Raw genomic sequence first — 19,301 nt, 5'->3', positions numbered from 1 at the left:
GCCGGTTTCGGGCGTACAGCCCCCTCTTTCCTTGCTTCATCGATCAAGGAGGGGCACCACCGCCATGGGACGTCACAGCTTGCCCGATGAGCACGGGACGGCCGCGTCCGACCCCCGGCCGCGTGCGCGCGGCCGCACGGTCGCCCTGGCCACGGCGCTCGTCCTGGTGATCGCGGGTGGCACGGCGGCGGCGGTCGGCAGCGGACTGCTCTCCTTCGGCGGTTCCTGCGCGGACGACGCGGTGGACCTCGACGTCGTCGCCGCGCCCGCCATCGCCCCGGCCCTGCGCAAGGCCGCCGCCACCGCCCGCGAGGAGGAGCTCACCTCCGACGGCCACTGCATCGACGTACGGGTGAGCGCCCGCGACTCGTACGACGTCGCCACCGAACTCCGCGCCGGCAAGGGCGAACCCGAGTACGACGTATGGGTGCCGGACTCCGGCCTGTGGGTGCGGCGCGTGGGCCTCGGCGCGAAGCAGCACAAGATATCCCCCGCGGGCAACATCGCCTCGTCACCCGTCGGCATCGGCATGATTCCCTCCGCCGCGGAGTCCCTGGGCTGGCCCAAGAAGACGTACGACTGGCCGAAGTTGACGGCGGCCGCCATGAAGAGCGACACACTCCGGCTGGGCGCCGCCGATCCCGCGCGCAGCGCGACCGGTCTGCTCGCCCTCGCCAAACTGGGCGCGTCCGCGAAGAAACAGGGCGGCGACAAGGGCGACACCCAGGCCGCCGCACTGGCAAAGTCGCTGTCTGCCCGCACCACCGACAGCGACGGCCGGATCCTGAAGACCCTGGCCCGCGACGACTCCGGCACCGAACAGGGCAACCCGCGCCGCAACCAGGCCCTGATCATTTCCGAGCAGGCCGCCTTCGCTCACAACGAGAGCGCCGGCGAGGAGAACGACCTCGACCTCTTCTACCCCAAGGACGGCTCACCCCGGCTCGACTACCCGTACACGCTCGTCGAGGACGACCGGATGTCCACCGACACGAGCCGCGCGGCGCTGCGCTTCATGACGATGTTCAGCGACGAGAAGGGCCAGAAGATCCTGGCCGAGCACGGTTTCCGGACCGACCTCGAGCGGCCCTCCGAGCGGCTTATCACCGCCGCCGGAGGCCGCACCCCGCAGCCCTACGCGGCGGAGTCCCTGGACCCGCCCTCCGACAAGCAGCTCCAGGAGACCCTGGGGATGTGGACGATCACCGTGCAGAGCGCGCGGCTCAACACGGTCGTCGATGCTTCGGAATCCATGCGCCAGTTGGTGCCGGGCCGGGGCCAGTCGCGCATGGAGGTCACCAAGTCCTCACTGCTGCGGGCCCTCGCGGGCTTCACGGACGAGGACGAGATCGGCCTGTGGGAGTTCGCCACCCGCCTCGACGGCACGCGTGACTACCGGGAGCTGGAGCCGGCCGAGCGCCTCGGCGGGCGCGAGGGCGGCGCCACCCACCGGGACCGTCTGGCCAAGGCCTTCAGCGGGCTGCAGCCCGTGCCCGGCGGGGCGACCGGCCTTTACGACACCACGCTCGCCGCCTACAAGGAGGCCAGGTCGACGTACGCGCGCGGCAAGTTCAACGCCCTGGTGATCCTGACCGACGGCGCCAACCAGGACCCGGACAGCATCTCGCGCAGCGCCCTCATCTCGCGGCTGGAGGACCTAGCCGACCCGCGGCGGCCGGTGCCGGTCATCGCGATCGCCGTCGGTCCGGAGGCCGACAAGGACGAGGTCCAGCAGATCGCCGAGGCGACCGGCGGCTCCGGCCACCAGGTCGACGACCCGGCGCAGATCCACGCGGTCATCCTCAAGGCGATCATGGAAGCGGGCAGCAACCAGGGCTGACCACCGAGCCGCGCATGACATCAGCCGCCGAGTCGCACGCGGAGTCGCCCGCCGGGCCACGCGCGAGCTCACCCGCCGAGCGGCACCGCCGGCTGCCTGAGCCCCACGGGCCACGTGTGCACCGGCTCCCCCGTGTGCATCAGCTCCCCGTACCGCTGCGTGGTCGCGGCCAGCGCCGCCTCCCGCGCCATCCCGGCCTCCAGCGCCCGGTGGTACGTCGTCGCCTGCCAGGACGCCCCATTGACCCGCAGCCGGCACCGCTCCTCGATCACCCCGAGGTAGAGGTCCCGGTCGGCGGCCTCCACGCCCCACGCGTCCAGACCCGCGGCCGCGAGCGGCAGCAGCTCGTCGCGTACGAGGTCCACGGCCGCCACTTCCGCCGTGCCGCCGAGCCTGCCGCGCCGGGGCCACTGCAGCGTGGCGTCGATGCCGTCGCGGCACGCGACGTCGAAGTTGCGGGCCGCGGCGTCGAACGGCAGCCGGGTCCAGACGGGCCGCGCCTCCTCGGCGAGAGCCCGCACCAGTCCGTAGTAGAAGGCGGCGTTGGCGATGACGTCGGTGATGGTGGGTCCCGCGGGCAGCACCCGGTTCTCCACCCGCAGGTGCGGGACGCCGTCGGCGATGCCGTACACCGGGCGGTTCCAGCGGTAGACGGTGCCGTTGTGCAGCACCAGCTCGCCGAGCTGCGGCACACCGCCCGCGTCCAGGACCTCGCGCGGGATCTCCTCGTCGAGCAGCGGCAGCAGCGCCGGGAAGTACTTCAGGTTCTCCTCGAAGAGCTCCAGCGGCCCGGTGATCCACCGCTCCCCGAACCAGGTGCGCGGCCGCACCCCCTGCGCCTGCAGCTCGGGCGTCCGGGTGTCGGTGGACTGCAGGAACAGCGGCGGCCGCGACTCGCGCCACAGCTCACGGCCGAACAGGAACGGCGCGTTGGCCCCGACGGCGACCTGCGCCGCGGCGATGGCCTGCGCCGCGTTCCACACGTCGGCGAAGCGGCCCGGCGTGACCTGCAGGTGCAGCTGCACCGACGTGCACGCCGCCTCCGGCGCGATCGACGCGGAGGTGCAGGTCAGCCGCTCCACGCCCTCGATGTCCAGGACGAAGCGCTCCCCGCGCGCCGCCACGATCTGGTCGTTCAGCAGGGCGTAGCGGTCGACGTCGGAGAGGTTCGCGGAGACCAGATCGGCGCGGTTCAGCGTCGGCAGAATGCCGATCATGACAATGCCGGCGTCGACCTCGTTGGCTTTTCTGTGGGCGTAGTTGAGGCCGGTGCGGAGCTCTTCGGCGAGCCGGTCGAGCACCCGGCCGCCGAGCCGGTGCGGGGCAATGTTCACTTCCAGATTGAACATTCCGAGTTCGGTCTGGAAATCCCGGCTCGCGATGCGCTCCAGTACCTGCGCATTCAACATCCTCGGCAACCCGTCGGGCCCGACGAGATTCAGCTCGATCTCCATGCCCATCAGATTCTTGGGCCGGTCGAATCGCTCCTCCGCCAGCAATCGCTCCAGCCCCGCAAGACACTCGCGGAGCTTGCCCCGGTAGTGGTGCCGATCGGCCAGGTCGAACGTGCCTGCCGCGACCTTCTCCCCCATCGAAGCGTCCCTCCTGGAGCGGGCGGCCGTGGGTCGGGCCGCTGTGTACGGGGGATGATGCCCCGGCAATGTGATCGATAACGCCCCACGCACCGCCGTCGGACGCTACGCTCGACACACCTTGCCGTCCGGCACATTCACCAGGCATGCGGCACCGTGAAGATTCCGTTCCGAACCACCTGGTCAAAAGTACCGGCAGGAATCGGCCGACCGCGTACCGGCGGAAATCCGAGGTCACGGCGGTAGCGCCCCTGCGAAATCAGGATAAACGTCTCACAAGGACGGCGCATTTGCACCTTGTCCGCAATATCCACTGCGTCTAGGTGAAACACCGTCCGAACACACCTCGTATAAACTCCGCAATCTAGGCAGAGAGTTGGCGCTCGCGGTATCCAGCCCCCGCCCCTCTGACCCAGAGCCTGACAGCGCCGTCACGCACCCGCCCCCGCTCCACCGTGCCTGTCGAATGAGAGAGGCGACCCACCATGCCGCTGCATGTCCCCCCGGCTCCCGCGCCCGCCCTGCGCAGCGTCCTCGCGGCACTCGGTTCCCCCACGGCCGTACGCGAGGCCCGCACCCCGTCCCTGCGTGCCGCGCAGGGACCGACGAGTCCCGAACTCCCGCTGCCGGTCCACGTGTTGGACCGCATCACTCCCGAGGGGACGTCACCCACCACCCGGCTCTCCGGCTGGCGCTTCCTGATCCGCTGCGGCGAGCGCTCCGTCGCCGCGGCCGACACGATGCTCACACCGGACGGCTGGGCGTTCTCCCACTTCTTCGAGGGGCCCTACATCACCTCCACGGAGCGGTCCCTGCGGCACGCGGAGGCCATGCCGGTGCCCTATCAGCCCCGGCTGCTGTCGGTGCCGGAGCTCTATATGCTCACGCTCTGGCTGCACCGCGACTGCACGGACGACGGCGCCGAGGGGACGCTGGCCGCCACCGACCTGCTCGTACCCCTGGCTCCCGCACCGCCCGGCATCGCGGCCCACCGTCCACACCGCGTCGCCGAGCTCCTTCCGATGCTCAACCACCGCCTGACCCCGGCACCCCTGCTGAGCTCACCCGCCTGAGGCCGCCCGGCCGAGGTCGCCCGTACGTCCGCACTGTGCCCCGCCGCCCCGGCCGCGGGGCACAGTGCTGCCCACCCAGGTGGACTAGCCCACTCGGGCCACCCCTAACCACCCGAAAAGACAGTGGAGTTGAGCTGAACCGTCCGCGCGGGTGATACGTCCTCAAGCAGTAGGAACCGCTGCGGCAAAATCCCTGCGGATTGCGGCGCGGAGGGCAACACTGGGACCGGACCGACTACAACGGGGGGCGGTTATGAACACCGCATCGAGCCACAGGACCGACGTCACAGCCATCTCATCGCAGCGAAAGAACCCTTCCATGTGCCAGCACCAACCACCGTGCCCGACAGCCGACTCCGCCGACCGGGAAGCCGCGCTCCTCACGGCGAGCCACCCGGAACAGGGCTGGAGCCTGCTGTGCAACGGCGTCCTGCTCTTCGAGGACACCGGTGAGCTGCTGCCGGACGGACAGATCATCGCTCCGCACCGACCACTGGGCACCGACCGGATCATGACGGCGGCCTGACCACCGCCGGCACACCGCACCACGGCAGGACCGCACCACCGCACCACCCGAAGAACGAGGGGCCGGCCCGGAGAAGAACTCCGAACCGGCCCCGCCGCATGCCCGCGCCACACGGGCGCGGTGATCAGTCCTCGTACGCATCCAGCGGCGGGCAGGAGCAGACCAGGTTCCGGTCGCCGTACGCCTGGTCGATGCGGCGCACCGGCGGCCAGTACTTGTCCGAGGCGACGACACCGGCCGGGAAGACGGCCTCCTCGCGGCTGTAGCCGTGCTCCCAGGCACCGCTCAGCGCGGCGGCGGTGTGCGGGGCGTTCCGCAGCGGGTTGTCATCGGCGCTCCACTCACCGGCGCCGACCTTCTCGATCTCCCGGCGGATGGCGATCATCGCGTCGCAGAACCGGTCGATCTCGCCCAGGTCCTCGCTCTCCGTCGGCTCGATCATCAGCGTGCCGGCGACCGGGAAGGACATGGTCGGCGCGTGGAAGCCGTAGTCGATGAGCCGCTTGGCGATGTCGTCGACGCTGACGCCGGTCGCCTTGCTGAGCGGGCGCAGATCGACGATGCACTCGTGCGCGACGAGACCGGCGGGGCCGGTGTAGAGCACCGGGTAGTGCGGCTCGAGGCGCTTGGCGATGTAGTTGGCGGAGAGCACCGCGACCTGGGTGGCGGTCTTCAGGCCCTCGCCGCCCATCAGGCGCACGTACGACCAGGAGATCGGCAGGATCCCGGCCGATCCCCACGGCGCCGCGGAGATCGGACCGACACCGGTCTCGGGGCCGGCCGCGGGCTGCAGCGGGTGGTTCGGCAGGTACGGGGCGAGGTGCTCGCGCACGCCGACCGGGCCGACACCGGGGCCGCCGCCGCCGTGCGGGATGCAGAAGGTCTTGTGCAGGTTCAGGTGCGAGACGTCGCCGCCGAAGTGACCCGGCTTGGCGAGGCCCACCAGGGCGTTCAGGTTGGCCCCGTCCACGTACACCTGGCCGCCGGCCTCGTGGACCTCGGCGCAGATGTCGGCGACGTGCTCCTCGAAGACGCCGTGCGTCGAGGGGTAGGTGATCATCAGCACCGACAGCTCGTCGCGGTGCTTCTCGATCTTGGCGCGCAGGTCCTCGACGTCGATCTCGCCGTCGTCGGCGGTCTTGACCACGACGACCTTCATGCCGGCCATGACGGCGCTCGCGGCGTTGGTGCCGTGCGCGGAGGAGGGGATGAGGCAGACGGTGCGCTGGTCGTCACCGTTGGCCCGGTGGTAGCCGCGGACGGCGAGCAGACCGGCCAGCTCACCCTGCGAGCCGGCGTTGGGCTGCAGGGAGACCTTGTCGTACCCGGTGACCTCGGCGAGGCGCTCCTCCAGCTCGCGGATGAGCGTGAGGTAGCCCTGCGCCTGCTGGGCAGGGGCGAAGGGGTGCAGCTGGCCGAACTCGGGCCAGGTGACCGGCTCCATCTCGGTGGTCGCGTTGAGCTTCATGGTGCAGGAGCCCAGCGGGATCATGCCGCGGTCGAGCGCGTAGTCGCGGTCGGCGAGCCTGCGCAGGTAGCGCAGCATCGCGGTCTCGGAGCGGTTCTGGTGGAAGACGGGGTGGGTGAGGTAGTCGTCCGCGCGCAGCAGGCCGTCGGGCAGCGTGTCCGCGACGGTGGCGTCGAGCGCGTCGACGTCGGCCTCGACCCCGAACGCGCCCCACACTGCGGCGAGTTGGGCCCGCGTGGTGGTCTCGTCACAGGCGAGGGAGACGTGGTCGGCGTCGACCAGGCGGATGTTCACGCCGCCTTCGCGGGCGGCCGCGACGAGCTCCTCCGCGCGGCCCTCGGCGCGCACGGTCAGGGTGTCGAAGTAGGCGCCATGCACGACTTCGACGCCGCCGGCCGTGAGCCCGGCCGCGAGCAGCGTCGCGTACCGGTGGGTGCGCCGGGCGATGGCCTTCAGGCCCTCGGGGCCGTGGTAGACGGCGTACATTCCGGCCATGACCGCGAGCAGCACCTGAGCGGTGCAGATGTTGCTGGTGGCCTTCTCGCGGCGGATGTGCTGCTCACGGGTCTGCAGCGCGAGCCGGTAGGCCTTGTTGCCGTCGGCGTCGACGGAGACGCCGACGAGGCGCCCGGGGAGGCTGCGCGCGAACTTCTCGCGCACCGCCATGTAACCGGCGTGCGGGCCGCCGAAGCCCATCGGCACACCGAAGCGCTGCGTCGTGCCGACGGCGATGTCGGCGCCCAGCTCGCCGGGAGAGGTGAGCAGCGTCAGGGCGAGCAGGTCGGCGGCGACGGTGACGACGGCGCCGATCTCGTGCGCCTGGTCGATGAGCGGCTTGATGTCCCGTACGGCACCGGAGGCGCCCGGGTACTGCACGAGGACGCCGACGACACCGCGCTCGGCGACCTCGGCGGGGATGCCGTCGCTCAGGTCGGCGACCACGATCTCGACGCCGGTGGGCTCGGCGCGGGTCTGGATGACGGCGATGGTCTGCGGCAGCGCGTCGGCGTCGACGACGAAGACGCCGTTCTTGACCTTGCCCATGCGCCGGGACAGCGCCATGGCCTCGGCGGCGGCGGTGCCCTCGTCGAGGAGCGAGGCCCCGGAGGTGGGCAGGCCGGTCAGCTCGGCGACCATGGTCTGGAAGTTGAGCAGCGCCTCCAGGCGGCCCTGCGAGATCTCCGGCTGGTACGGCGTGTACGCGGTGTACCAGGCGGGGTTCTCCATCACGTTCCGCAGGATGACGGGCGGCGTGAACGTGCCGTAGTACCCGAGTCCGATCATGGAGTCGAGGACCTGGTTGCGGTCGGCGAGGGAGCGCAGCTCGGCCAGCACCTCGGCCTCGGTGCGCGCGCCGGGCAGGTCCAGCGCCTCGGCGTTCTTGATCACATCCGGCACCGCGGCGGCCGTCAGCTCGTCGAGCGAGCCGTACCCGACCTGGGCGAGCATCTTGGCCCGCGCTTCCGCATCGGGCCCGATGTGCCGCTCCTCGAAGGGGATGCCCTGCTCGAGCGCGGAGAGCGGGATGCGATTGGTGGCAGTCATGGCGGAGGCCTCCTGGTCTGCACGACCTGCGAGGGGTACCACGGCGCGGGTACCCGGACGGCCTCCCCCTCTGTCATCTCAACCTGAGAGCTTCACAGTCCCGTCATGTCGACAGATCTGCTTTCACCGTCGGTGAGGAGGGGTTTCGAACGTGCCCGCCCGACGCCCGCCCTGCTTTCCAGAGTGACCTCGTCCGTGCGGTACTGGATGCCTGAGAGATTCCGGGGAGGATTTGCTCCTTCGGCGCCTCCGGGAACCGTGTTCCGGAGAGCTCTCCCGCACGGGGTCAACAGCCGAACGCCAGCCTACCAGCGAGGACCACGGCCGATCCCTCGAGTGGCCACCTGCCCCGAAGTGCTCTTTCGTAGTGACTACGAACGAATAAGGATGAGTTACGCCCGGTTTCGACAACCCGCGACCATCTGGAGGGCCCGTGCAGACCGACATCGATCCGCGCAATCTGATCGGCCGCAAGGCGTTCGACCGGAACGGGACGAAGATCGGCACGATCGACGAGGTCTACCTCGACGACGCCACCGGGGCCCCGGAGTGGGCCGCCATACGCACCGGCCTGTTCAGCCGCGACGCCTTCGTGCCGCTGGAGCCGAGCGAGCTGGGCGAGGACGGCACCGTACGGATCCCCTTCGACCACGACCTGATCAAGGACGCCCCGGACTTCGGGGTGGGCCGCCACCTCTCCCCCGAGCAGGAACTCCAGCTCTACCACCACTACGGCCTGGACACGACACCACCGCGGACGCCGCCTCCACCCGACCAGACCTTCGGCCGCATCGCGGGCACGGAATCCCCCTGACGCCATCCCCCTGACGCCGTCCTGATCCCGTCCTGATCCCTTCTGCCGGCGGCCTCAGCCCTCCCCCTGGTCCCCCACCTCCGCCCGAGCGACACCGGAGGCGTTCTCGAGCCCCTTTCCGGGCTCCGCCCCGGCCACCGCCCCCAGCGGCACCGCGGCGACCAGTGGCAGCGGCTCGGCGGGCACCAGATCCGGGTCGTCCGTCCGGAAGGTCTTCACCCGTCCCGGAGCCGAATACGGCGTCTCGAAGCGCACCGTCACCCGCCCGAGCCCGCTCCCCTGGACCCACCCGTGCCCGTACTCGCTGTGCCGTACGTCGATCCCAGCCACCCACCGCCGCTCACCGAGCGCCACCGACTCCTCGGCCACGACGTCACCGGCCCCGGCATCGCCGCCTTCGCCCCCGGAACCGCCCTCCACGCCCCCCTGCGCCGCTCCCGCCGCCTCGGCCGACTCGACCACGACGGCCTCCGCCCCGGCCGCCCGAGCAAGCGCCTCGGCGGCCTGAGCCTGCGCCTGGGCCTGGGCCTGGGCGAAGAGGTCCTCCTGCGTGTAGTCCGCGAGGCCTGAGACGCCGACACCGAGGAGCCGCACCCCTCCCGTGGTGTCCACGGACTCAAGGAGCCGCGCCGCGGCCTCCCGCACCACCCCGGGGTCGTCCGTGGGCCCGCGCAGCGTCTCGGAGCGCGTCAGCGTGGAGAAGTCGAACCGCCGTACCTTGAGCACGATGGTCCGCCCCGAGTGCCCCGCCGTCCGCAGCCGCTCCACACACCGGTCGGCGAGCCGCGCGACCTCACCGCGGATCCGCACCCGGTCGTGGATGTCCACGTCGTACGTGTCCTCGACGCTCACCGACTTGCTCTCCCGCTCGGCCACCACGGGCCGCTCGTCGAGCGCCAGCGCCATCGCGTATAGCGAGCCCCCGTGCGCCTTGCCCAGGAGTCGTACGAGCTCGTCCTCGCCGGCCTCCGCGAGCTCCTCGACCGTGATGATCCCGGCCCGCCGCAGATGGTCCCCGGTGGCCGGGCCCACACCCGGCAGCGTGCGCACCGACATCGGCCCGAGCATGGCCCGCTCGGTCCCCGGCGCTATCAGCCGGAGACCGTCCGGCTTGGCCTCCTCGGAGGCGATCTTGGCCAGCATCTTGGAGACGGCGAGCCCCACGGAACCGGTCAGTCCGGTCACTTCCCTGATGTCCGTCCGCAGCCGCTCCCCCACGGCCCGAGCCGACTCCGCGTCGTCGGCGACGCCACCCGCCTCCAGGTCGACGAAGGCCTCGTCCAGGCTGAGCGGCTCCACGAGCGGCGACAGCTTCCGCAACAACCCCATCACCTGCTCGCTGACCTCGCGGTACAGCCCGAAGCGCGGTACGAGATAGGCGGCGTTCGGCGCCAGCCGCCGGGCCTGCCCCATGGGCATCGCGGAGTGCACACCGAACCGACGCGCCTCGTAGGACGCGGTCGCGACCACGCCGCGCGGTCCCAGACCGCCCACCACCACGGCTTTTCCGCGCAGACTCGGTTTCGCGGCCTGTTCTGCGGACGCGTAGAAGGCATCCATGTCCAGATGCAGAATCGTCGGCGCGCTTCTCACGTCTCTGATGCTGCCCTATGCCACTGACAACGCGACCGCGGACCGCCCCGGAGCCCGGCCTAGACGGCCTTGTTGCGCCGTCTGGCCAGCTCGTCGGCCGGGTTGTGTCCGATGAGTGTCTCGCCGGTGTCGATGCGCTCCCCGTGCAGCTGGGACAGCGCCGCCTCGACGTCGCGCCACACGACACCCACGGCGATCCCGAAGACGCCCTGGCCGCCCTGGAGCAGTTCGTGGACCTCACCGGGCGACGTGCACTCGTAGACCGTGGCGCCGTCGCTCATCAGCGTCATCCGCTCCAGGTCCTGGAACCCGCGCTCACGCAAGTGCTGGACCGTCGTCCGGATGTTCTGCAGGGACACACCGGTGTCGAGGAACCGCTTCACGATCTTCAGGACGACCACGTCGCGGAAGCTGTAGAGCCGCTGGGTCCCCGATCCGCCCGCGGCCCGCACGCTCGGTTCGACCAGGCCCGTACGGGCCCAGTAGTCGAGCTGTCGATAGGTGATGCCCGCTGCCGCGCACGCGGTGGGCCCCCGATAGCCGATCCGCTCGTGCCCGGACACTGCGTCCCCGCTCCCCTGGACCGCCATGGGGCGACTCGGAGAGTGATCGGTCCCGCCGCCGTGGAGCGGATACGGCCCGCCCACCGCCGTACCGTCGCCGCTGCTTCTCACGCCGACCTCCCTCCTTGACCTGCCTCATCGACGGTAGGCAGTCGCCAGGGGCTCGTCAACGATCGCCACACTCGGCACGCCGAGTGATAATCACCCTGAGAGTGGTTTCCCGTGCCTCGCAGCCGGGAAAGGCTAGCCGAATGGTCCGACGCGGCCCGTCGGAAGCGGCTCACTGGCTGTTGGTGCCGAAGTCCTCGGGCGAGATCTGGTCGAGGAACTCGCGGAACTTCTCCACCTCGTCCTCCTGCTCGTCCGGGATCGCGATGCCGGCGTCGTCCAGCACACCGTCGCTGCCGAAGATCGGCGTACCGGTGCGCAGCGCGAGCGCTATGGCGTCGGACGGCCGCGCGCTCACCTCCACGCCGCTGGCGAAGACCAGCTCGGCGTAGAAGACCCCTTCCCGCAGGTCCGTGATGCGCACTTCGGAGAGCTCCTGGCCCACCGCTTCCAGCACGTCCTTGAACAGGTCGTGGGTCAGCGGCCGTGCGGGTGCCATGCCCTGCTGTGCGAAGGCGATGGCGGTCGCCTCACCTGGTCCGATCCAGATGGGAAGGTACCGGTCGCCTCCCACTTCACGCAGGAGCACGATCGGCTGGTTGGAGGGCATTTCGACCCGGACACCTACGACGTCGAGCTCGTTCACACAGCAACCCTAGGACGTGGCTGGCAGGTTTGGGTAGTCGGGCACCCGCCGAGTACCGGCCGGACGCGCGCGTGGTCAGGGCAGTCTGATCCCGAGCGCCGTCTGCACGAGCGCCGAATGCAGCCTGCCGGTGAGCCCCGCCAGCTCCTTGGTACGGGCCTCGGCATGGGCCCTGGTCTGCGGGTTTCGGTGCCGCCGCAGTGGTGCGACCACCTGGTCGACGAGTCCGGCCTCGCGCTCGGCCGCGGCCTTCATGGCCCGCAGATGCCGTGGCTCGATACCGAACCGGCCGAGTTCCACGACGAGCGTGGCGACCGTGACCGCCTCCGCGTCGTATCCGCCGTCCGGCAGCGGGGCGACCAGACCGTACGCCTCCCACTCGCTGAGCTGGACCTCGTCGATCTCGGCCGCGGCCAGCAGCTCGTCACGGCCCACACGGGCCGCCGTGGGCCCCTCGGCCTCGTCCGGGCCCCGGGCGTCGCCGCCGTCCCGCTGACGCCCCAGGGACGGCATGGGAGGGCGCTCGCCCCTCTCCAGCGCGTCGAGGTGCTCCCGGATGACCTTGAGCGGCAGATAGTGGTCCCGCTGCATCCGCAGGACGTGCCCGAGCCGCTCGACATCCTCCGGGGCGAACTTCCGGTACCCGGACGGCGTCCGCTGCGGCTCGATGAGCCCCTCGGACTCCAGGAACCGGATCTTGGAGATCGTGACCTCGGGAAACTCGTCCCGCAGTTGGTTCAGCACGGTACCGATGCTCATCAGCCGACGGTCCGCGGCGGCGGTGCCGATGTCGGCACCGCCCCTCGGTGTTTGAAGCATGGGCCTTCCCTGGGGGTGTGCCCCCCAGACCGCGTCTGGGGGTGGTTCAGATGGCCCGCTGGCTCGCGTAGAAGACCAGGCGGTACTTGCCGATCTGCACCTCGTCGCCGTTCGAGAGCGCGACGGAGTCGATGCGCTCACGGTTGACGTACGTGCCGTTGAGGCTGCCCACGTCGGCGACGGTGAACGAACCGTCCTGGACGCGACGGAACTCCACGTGGCGCCGCGACACCGTCACGTCGTCGAGGAAGATGTCGCTCTGCGGGTGACGCCCCGCCGTGGTCAGCTCACCGTCGAGCAGGAAACGGCTGCCCGAGTTCGGCCCGCGGCGCACGACGAGCAGCGCGGAACCGAGCGGCAGAGCGTCGACGGCCGCCTGCGCCTCCGGGGAGAGCGCGGGGGTCGGGGTCTGCCCCGTCGTCTCGGCGTCGTAGGCCTCGAGGCCCGAGATGGAGATCGTCGAGGTCGTCTCGGACGGACGCTCCGGCGAGGCTCCGGCGCGCAGCGGCGCACCGCAGTTGGAGCAGAACCGGCTCGCCTCGGCGTTGCGGTTCCCGCACCTCGTACACACCAGGGGCATGGACGGGTCCTCCTGCCGTGGCTGCCCCGCTGGGGCATTCGATGCGTACGGGCCGGGGGTGAACCCTCCACCCGTACCTGAGGTTGAAGGTTCCCCGAAACCTATGCGGCCGGGACCGGCAGGGTCAACAGACGACGCGCCCTGTCCGCCCGAAATGTCACCGCCTGGACCAGCGACCTGATCGCGGAACATCGGACGCTCGGCGCCCTGCTCCTCACCATCTCCGTGGCGCGGGGCACGGTGGCGGGCAGTGGCCGGATTGCCGCTGTCCTCTCGTGCGCTCTTGCCGAACAACTTCGCAAACAACTTCACGGGCGATTCCCCTTGACCGAAACAGACCCGCCCGTGGGGCAGGACGAACCCTGATTGCACATACCGGCATTCATCGGTGAGCCAGACATCCTCACAACGTCTGTGGCCACCAAACAGTTTCCACCACGCACCACGCTTACGGTGCGCCGACCCCCCGCAACCTCATGCCCTCGCCTCGCGGCCCCCATGCGTCCGCCCCTCACTGGGAGGACGACCGAGCGTAGTCAGGTCGCTTCGCAGGTCGCAAGGCGTCCACGACGATCTTCTCCGAGCGTTCCACGGTCACCGTGGCCTGCTCCTTCTCCAGAGTCTGCACCACACCTCCCGGGATGTTCAGCGCAGGTTCGAGATCCTGCGGCTTGCCGATCACCTTGAAGAGGTACGGCTCGCCCACCTTGTGACCGTCCACCCGTACGCCGCCGCCGGTGGCGTCGGACAGGTAGGTGTTGGCCACGACGCGTACGTCGTTGATCTGGATCGCCTCGGCGCCGGCGGCGCGCAGCTCCTGAATGGCGTCGAGCAGCATGTCCGCCTCGACCGCCCCCTTCTTGTCCTCGATGGTCAGCGTGATGCCGGGCCCCTGGGCCGCCACCGTGCCGGCCAGGATGCCGAGTTGGCGTTCCCGCTCGACCGTCTGCTTGCGCGCCTCTTCGGCCTGGTCCGAGCTGTTCTCCAACCCGGTCCGCTGGTCCTCGAGGCGTCGCTTCTCTTCTTCCAGACGCTGAGTTCGGTCATCCAGTTCATCGAGGATGCGTACGAGATCTTCTTGTCGCGCGCCGCGCAGCGCGCCGCTGTCGTTGTTGGACCGCACCTGGATGGCCAGACCGAGGCCCAGCACGAACAGCAGCAGGGCGACGATGAGTTGGGGCCGGGTCACCCGCGGCGGCCACAGCCCTTGCCTCAGCCGCTGCCTGCCGGTGAGCTGCGGCTTCGCCGCGGGCCCTTCGGATGTGGGCGGCGCGGAGGGTGGCTCGGGCGCGCTCGGGATCTCCGCGGGGAGCTCCCTGCGCGGGTTGGGGCCGGGCCTGTCGTCGGAACTCATCGGCGTCACGCCCTGAAGACATGCCGGCGGATCGCGGCGGCGTTGGAGAAGATGCGGATGCCGAGGACGACGACGACGCCGGTGGACAACTGCGCCCCGACGCCGAGCTTGTCCCCGAGGAACACGATCAGCGCGGCCACCACGACGTTCGACAGGAACGACACGACGAACACCTTGTCGTCGAAGATGCCGTCGAGCATGGCCCGCAGACCACCGAACACGGCGTCGAGAGCCGCGACCACGGCGATCGGGAGATACGGCTCGACCACCGCCGGAACCTCGGGCCGAACCAACAATCCGGCCACGACTCCCACGACGAGGCCCAGTACGGCGATCACGATGTGCCCTTTCCTGCCTTCGGCTCTGCTGTACGTACGGTCACGCTCGGCGCTGCCGGCAGCCTGAGCTCGTCCGACACGGAAATGCTGGTCCTGATGCCGAAATTCTCCTGCAGAGCGTGCAGGTACTGACCGTCGCGGCTGTTCTGGAACCGGGTGCTCAAGCGCTTCGCGTCCCCCACCGCGAGCACCGTATACGGCGGCACCAGCGGTCTGTTGTCGACCAGTATCGCGTCACCCGCGGCCCTGATCGCCGACAGGGCGGTGAGCCGCTGGTCGTTGATGGAGATGGCCTCGGCGCCGGACTCCCACAGGCCGTTGACGACACGCTGCATGTCGCGGTCGCGCACCCGGCCGGTGTCGGAGAAACTCGCGCTCTCGCGCGGCCCGCCGCCACCCGCGTCGACCTGCTTCTTGTCGTCCACGACGAGCTTCACACCCGGCCCGTGGACCTCCGTTGCGCCCGAAAGGAGACCCAGCAACTCGCCCTGGCTGCCGCCGTGTTTCTTCAGCGCGGCCTCCTGGCGCTCCCCGACGTCGTCGCGGAGCTTGTCCACGTCGTCCTCGAGCTGGTCGGCACCCTCGGTGGCCGATTCGACGCGGTCGATGAGCTCCTCGCGCTCCTTGGCCACCACCGGGGCCTCTATGCGCGCCTGCGCGGCCCCCACGGTGACCACAAGGGCGGCCAGCACCAGACCGGCGGCGAGCCCGAGTTTGGCCCGCAGCGGGCGAGGGACACCCCTGTCCCCTCTGGCCTTCTTGCGGGCCGCCGCCTCCGCGTATCCCTCGTCGAGGCTGTGGTCCATGACCGTGGTGAGCAGCGACATGGAGGCGTCCGGGCGCCGGGGGCGCGAGGGGGTGCTCCGAACGGGGGGCTGCTGCGGCATGCCGCACATCGTCGCACGTCGCGGGGGCTACCTCCGAATGGCCCCACCGGCGAGCCGGGCGGCACCTGTTGTGGGTGCCGCCCGGCTCCGCGAGGGGTCAGCGACCTGCGCTGTCCACCACCGTGGACCACTCGTCCAACAGCGCCTGCGCGGACGCGTCGTCGGGCCCCTCGGCCCACAGATGGGTGACGGCCTCCGCGGGGTCCGGCAGCACCAGAACCCAGCGCCCGTCGGCCTCCACGACCCGCACACCGTCGGTGGTGTCCACGGAACGGTCCCCGGCGGCCTCCACGACGCGCCGCATGACCAGGCCCTTGACGGCCCATGGCGTCGCCAGGTCACGCTTGAGGACGTGCGCCCGCGGGATCCGCGCGTCGATCTGGCTCAGGGTGAGCTGAGTCCGTGCCACGAGCCCGATGAGCCGCACAAAAGCGGCAGTTGCGTCGAAGACGCCACTGAACTCGGGAACGATGAACCCGCCCCGCCCGTCTCCGCCGAAGATCGTCGAGTCCTCGCGCCCGACCCTGGTCAGGTCGTCCGGCGACGTGGTCGTCCAGTCCACCTGGGTGCCGTGGTACGCCGCGACCTGCTCGGCGATGCGCGTCGTCGTCACCGGCAGCGCCACCCGCCCGCTGCGCCGCTCCGCCGCGACCAGGTCGAGCATGACCAGCAGCGCCCGATCGTCCTCGACGATCCGCCCCTTCTCGTCCACGAGCGAGAGACGCTCGCCGACCGGGTCGAACCGCACGCCGAAGGCGGCCCTGGCCGACGCCACGATCTCGCCGAGCCGCACAAGCCCGGACCTGCGCCCGTCCGCGGTCTCGGTGGGCCGGGACTCGTCGAGCCCGGGGTTGATGGTCAGCGCGTCCACCCCGAGCTTCCCGAGCAGGCTCGGCAGTACGAGGCCGGCGCTTCCGTTGGACGCGTCGACGACGACCTTGATGCCCGACTCCGCGACGCCGGTGGTGTCGACGTTCCGCAGCAGCGAGCCGGTGTACGAGTCGAAGACGCTGGACGGGAAGTGCAGGTCGCCGATCTCACCGGGGAAAGCGCGCCGGTACTCCTGACGCGCGTACACCCGGTCCAGCTTCCGCTGGCTCCCCTGCGACAGGTCGCCGCCCTGCCCGTCGAAGAACATGATGTCGACGGAGTCGGGCACTCCGGGCGTCGTCCGGATCATGATGCCGCCGGCGCTGCCTCGCGCCGTCTGCTGCCGGGCGACCGGCAGCGGCACGTTCTCCAGGTCCCGTACGTCGATGGCGCTGGTCTGCAGCGCCGAGATCACCGCCCGCTTCAGGGCTCGTGCACCACGGGAGTGGTCACGGGCCGTGGTGACGGTGGAGCCCTTCTTCAGGGTCGTCGCGTACGCACCCGCCAGGCGCACGGCGAGCTCCGGCGTGATCTCCACGTTCAGGATGCCGGACACACCGCGCGCCCCGAAGAGGTGCGCCTGGCCCCGGGACTCCCAGATGACGGAGGTGTTGACGAACGCGCCGGCCTCGACCGTCTTGAACGGATAGACCCTGACGTTGCCCTGGACGATCGATTCTTCACCGACCAGGCACTCGTCACCGATGACGGCGCCGTCCTCGATGCGGGCGGCGCGCATGATGTCGGTGTTCTTACCGACGACGCAGCCCCGCAGATTGCTGTGCTGCCCGATGTAGACGTTGTCGTGCACGACCGCCTTGTGCAGGAACGCGCCCTCCTTGACGACGACGTTCGAGCCGATGACGGTGTGCTCACGGATCTCGGCGTTCGCCTCGATCTTGGCGTAGTCACCGACGTACAGCGGCCCGCGCAGTACGGCGTCGGGGTGCACCTCGGCCCCTTCGGCGACCCACACGCCGGGCGAGATCTCGAAGCCGTCGAGCTCGACGTCGACCTTGCCCTCCAGCACGTCGGCCTGCGCCTTGACGTAGCTCTCGTGCGTGCCGACGTCCTCCCAGTAGCCCTCGGCGATGTAGCCGTAGATGGGCTTGCCCTCTTTCATGAGCTGCGGGAAGACGTCACCGGACCAGTCGACGGACGTATCGGCCTCGACGTAGTCGAACACTTCGGGCTCCATCACATAGATGCCCGTGTTCACCGTGTCGGAGAAGACCTGCCCCCAGGTCGGCTTCTCGAGGAAGCGCTCGACCTTTCCTTCTTCGTCGACGATGGTGATGCCGAATTCCAGCGGATTCGGAACGCGCGTCAGACAGACGGTGACGAGCGCGCCCTTTTCCTTGTGGAAGGCGATCAGCTCGGAGAGGTCGAAGTCGGTGAGAGCGTCACCGGAGATCACGAGGAAGGCGTCGTCCTTCAACGCTTCCTCGGCGTTCTTCACGCTGCCCGCGGTGCCGAGTGGCTTTTCTTCGTTGGCATAGGTGAGCTCCATCCCGAGCTCTTCGCCGTCGCCGAAGTAGTTCTTGACCAGCGACGCCAAGAACTGCACTGTTACTACGGTCTCGGTGAGCCCATGCCTCTTCAGCAGCCGCAGCACATGCTCCATGATCGGCCGATTGGCCACAGGAAGGAGCGGCTTGGGCATGCTCGAGGTCATGGGGCGAAGGCGCGTGCCCTCACCACCGGCCATCACGACGGCCTTCATGTCGGAAACGTCCTCCTCAATAGAGACGACCTAGCCGACCCAGCTCACCAGGGATGGCCCGCGTATGTCAGATGCGGGCCGTGGAGCCTCTGCAGCCGCCGAATCGGCGAGCTCAATCGGCCAGTCTGTCCACCTTGACAAGTCGGCGGACCTGAACCACATACAGGATCCCTGCCCACCAATACAGGGTTGTACCCCATCCTGCGAACGCCCATCCGAAAATAGCAGCGAGTGTGGCCAGCCAGCCACTTCCGTCGCTGAGGAGCAGTAGTGGAAAGGCGTACATCAGGTTGAAGGTCGCGGCCTTGCCCAGAAAGTTCACCTGCGGCGGCGGATAGCCGTGCCGCCTGAGGACGCCGACCATCACCAGCAGAACCAGCTCGCGCAGCAGAAGTGCCGCGGCCAGCCAGAGCGGAAGAATCTCCCGCCAGGTCAGACCGACCAGCGTGGAGAGGATATAGAGCCGGTCGGCCGCCGGGTCGAGGAGCCGCCCCAGGTTGCTGATCTGGTTCCAGCGCCGGGCGAGCTTGCCGTCCAGGTAGTCGCTGACCCCGCTGAGCGCCAGGACGAGCAGCGCCCATCCGTCGCTGTTGGGCCCCCCGAACTCCGGCCTGAGGATCAACCACAGGAAGAGGGGCACGCCAGCGAGGCGCGCCATGCTGAGGATGTTCGGGATGGTGAGGACACGGTCCGTCTGGACGCGTGTCTCCTGGACCTCCACCCGGGGGCCTCCTGTGTGGAAAGAGCCAATGATGCCCCCTGACCTTACCCTCAGTGGCCGCATGCCGGTGCAGAGGGGTGCCGGCACCACACCGCAAAACAAAAAAAGCCGTGGTCCCTGGAATTGAATCCAGGGACCACGGCTATAAAAGGAGTTCGGCGGCGTCCTACTCTCCCACAGGGTCCCCCCTGCAGTACCATCGGCGCTGTGAGGCTTAGCTTCCGGGTTCGGAATGTAACCG

At 69.8% G+C, this 19,301-nt stretch carries 16 protein-coding genes, 1 rRNA gene and 1 riboswitch; of the genes, 4 read left to right on the top strand and 13 right to left on the bottom strand.

The window, feature by feature from the left end; translation table 11 throughout:
* The first annotated feature begins 64 nt into the window (after nt 1-64).
* Nucleotides 65-1,840, top strand: a complete 1,776-nt coding sequence (locus ACZ6CV_RS30635) for a substrate-binding domain-containing protein (RefSeq protein ID WP_469254237.1) — start codon at nt 65-67, stop codon at nt 1,838-1,840.
* A 68-nt stretch (nt 1,841-1,908) separates the two neighbouring features.
* Here the strand turns inward: ACZ6CV_RS30635 and ACZ6CV_RS30630 are convergent, their stop codons facing one another.
* Nucleotides 1,909-3,432 (bottom strand): glutamate-cysteine ligase family protein, encoded by a 1,524-nt coding sequence (locus ACZ6CV_RS30630; protein ID WP_469254236.1) that lies wholly within the window; start codon nt 3,430-3,432, stop codon nt 1,909-1,911.
* A gap of 485 nt (nt 3,433-3,917) precedes the next feature.
* Between ACZ6CV_RS30630 and ACZ6CV_RS30625 the strand changes: the two genes are divergently transcribed.
* Entirely contained in the window at nt 3,918-4,505 is a 588-nt protein-coding gene (locus tag ACZ6CV_RS30625) for a hypothetical protein (protein WP_469254234.1), read from the top strand.
* Nucleotides 4,506-4,824: 319 nt separating this feature from the next.
* Nucleotides 4,825-5,031 (top strand): DUF5999 family protein, encoded by a 207-nt coding sequence (locus tag ACZ6CV_RS30620; RefSeq protein WP_150219870.1) that lies wholly within the window; start codon nt 4,825-4,827, stop codon nt 5,029-5,031.
* 124 nt (nt 5,032-5,155) lie between these two features.
* Here ACZ6CV_RS30620 and gcvP read toward each other — a convergent pair whose 3' ends face one another.
* The gene (gene gcvP / locus ACZ6CV_RS30615) at nt 5,156-8,044 is read right to left on the bottom strand and encodes an aminomethyl-transferring glycine dehydrogenase (RefSeq protein ID WP_469254232.1); all 2,889 of its coding nucleotides are present in this window, start codon (nt 8,042-8,044) and stop codon (nt 5,156-5,158) included.
* A gap of 188 nt (nt 8,045-8,232) precedes the next feature.
* Nucleotides 8,233-8,333: riboswitch (glycine riboswitch) on the bottom strand.
* 144 nt (nt 8,334-8,477) lie between these two features.
* Here gcvP and ACZ6CV_RS30610 point away from each other — a divergent pair.
* On the top strand, nt 8,478-8,858 hold the full coding sequence (locus tag ACZ6CV_RS30610; RefSeq protein WP_469254230.1) for a PRC-barrel domain-containing protein: 381 nt from the start codon (nt 8,478-8,480) through the stop codon (nt 8,856-8,858).
* Between the two features lie 54 nt (nt 8,859-8,912).
* Here ACZ6CV_RS30610 and ACZ6CV_RS30605 read toward each other — a convergent pair whose 3' ends face one another.
* From ACZ6CV_RS30605 to rrf, 11 genes are all read right to left on the bottom strand, one after another.
* A complete protein-coding gene (locus ACZ6CV_RS30605; RefSeq protein WP_469254228.1) occupies nt 8,913-10,451 on the bottom strand; it encodes a DNA polymerase IV in 1,539 nt (512 codons plus the stop codon).
* A gap of 59 nt (nt 10,452-10,510) precedes the next feature.
* Nucleotides 10,511-11,125 carry a MerR family transcriptional regulator gene (locus ACZ6CV_RS30600; RefSeq protein WP_469254226.1) on the bottom strand — a complete coding sequence of 205 codons (615 nt, stop codon included), beginning with the start codon at nt 11,123-11,125 and terminating at the stop codon, nt 10,511-10,513.
* Nucleotides 11,126-11,294: 169 nt separating this feature from the next.
* Nucleotides 11,295-11,768: a bifunctional nuclease family protein gene (locus tag ACZ6CV_RS30595; RefSeq protein WP_063795355.1), complete on the bottom strand. Its 474-nt coding sequence runs from the start codon at nt 11,766-11,768 to the stop codon at nt 11,295-11,297.
* A 75-nt stretch (nt 11,769-11,843) separates the two neighbouring features.
* Nucleotides 11,844-12,587 (bottom strand): transcriptional regulator FtsR, encoded by a 744-nt coding sequence (ftsR, locus tag ACZ6CV_RS30590; protein ID WP_469254224.1) that lies wholly within the window; start codon nt 12,585-12,587, stop codon nt 11,844-11,846.
* Between the two features lie 46 nt (nt 12,588-12,633).
* Nucleotides 12,634-13,596, bottom strand: a complete 963-nt coding sequence (locus ACZ6CV_RS30585) for an FHA domain-containing protein (RefSeq protein WP_362370799.1) — start codon at nt 13,594-13,596, stop codon at nt 12,634-12,636.
* An 82-nt stretch (nt 13,597-13,678) separates the two neighbouring features.
* Nucleotides 13,679-14,521 (bottom strand): DUF881 domain-containing protein, encoded by an 843-nt coding sequence (locus ACZ6CV_RS30580; protein WP_469254223.1) that lies wholly within the window; start codon nt 14,519-14,521, stop codon nt 13,679-13,681.
* Nucleotides 14,522-14,526: 5 nt separating this feature from the next.
* Nucleotides 14,527-14,859 (bottom strand): small basic family protein, encoded by a 333-nt coding sequence (locus tag ACZ6CV_RS30575; protein WP_003988855.1) that lies wholly within the window; start codon nt 14,857-14,859, stop codon nt 14,527-14,529.
* Nucleotides 14,856-15,755 carry a DUF881 domain-containing protein gene (locus ACZ6CV_RS30570; protein WP_469254221.1) on the bottom strand — a complete coding sequence of 300 codons (900 nt, stop codon included), beginning with the start codon at nt 15,753-15,755 and terminating at the stop codon, nt 14,856-14,858. Before ACZ6CV_RS30570 ends, ACZ6CV_RS30575 begins: the two co-directional genes overlap by 4 nt.
* Nucleotides 15,756-15,843: 88 nt before the next feature.
* A complete protein-coding gene (locus tag ACZ6CV_RS30565; RefSeq protein WP_469254220.1) occupies nt 15,844-18,339 on the bottom strand; it encodes a sugar phosphate nucleotidyltransferase in 2,496 nt (831 codons plus the stop codon).
* A gap of 112 nt (nt 18,340-18,451) precedes the next feature.
* Nucleotides 18,452-19,060 (bottom strand): CDP-alcohol phosphatidyltransferase family protein, encoded by a 609-nt coding sequence (locus ACZ6CV_RS30560; RefSeq protein ID WP_469254218.1) that lies wholly within the window; start codon nt 19,058-19,060, stop codon nt 18,452-18,454.
* Nucleotides 19,061-19,213: 153 nt separating this feature from the next.
* Nucleotides 19,214-19,301, bottom strand: a 5S ribosomal RNA gene (gene rrf, locus ACZ6CV_RS30555); the annotation flags it as partial.

The sequence above is a fragment of the Streptomyces sp. NPDC041713 genome (assembly GCF_055591085.1).
Note: the sequence above shows the minus strand (reverse complement) of the source record. Positions and strands in the feature narration are given on the sequence as shown.

Coding starts and splice junctions, on each gene's coding strand:
- ACZ6CV_RS30635 (WP_469254237.1), top strand. CDS start 65: ATGGGACGTCACAGCTTGCCCGATGAGCACGGGACGGCCGCGTCCGAC.
- ACZ6CV_RS30630 (WP_469254236.1), bottom strand. CDS start 3,432: ATGGGGGAGAAGGTCGCGGCAGGCACGTTCGACCTGGCCGATCGGCAC.
- ACZ6CV_RS30625 (WP_469254234.1), top strand. CDS start 3,918: ATGCCGCTGCATGTCCCCCCGGCTCCCGCGCCCGCCCTGCGCAGCGTC.
- ACZ6CV_RS30620 (WP_150219870.1), top strand. CDS start 4,825: ATGTGCCAGCACCAACCACCGTGCCCGACAGCCGACTCCGCCGACCGG.
- gcvP (WP_469254232.1), bottom strand. CDS start 8,044: ATGACTGCCACCAATCGCATCCCGCTCTCCGCGCTCGAGCAGGGCATC.
- ftsR (WP_469254224.1), bottom strand. CDS start 12,587: ATGCTTCAAACACCGAGGGGCGGTGCCGACATCGGCACCGCCGCCGCG.
- ACZ6CV_RS30580 (WP_469254223.1), bottom strand. CDS start 14,521: ATGAGTTCCGACGACAGGCCCGGCCCCAACCCGCGCAGGGAGCTCCCC.
- ACZ6CV_RS30570 (WP_469254221.1), bottom strand. CDS start 15,755: ATGTGCGGCATGCCGCAGCAGCCCCCCGTTCGGAGCACCCCCTCGCGC.
- ACZ6CV_RS30565 (WP_469254220.1), bottom strand. CDS start 18,339: ATGAAGGCCGTCGTGATGGCCGGTGGTGAGGGCACGCGCCTTCGCCCC.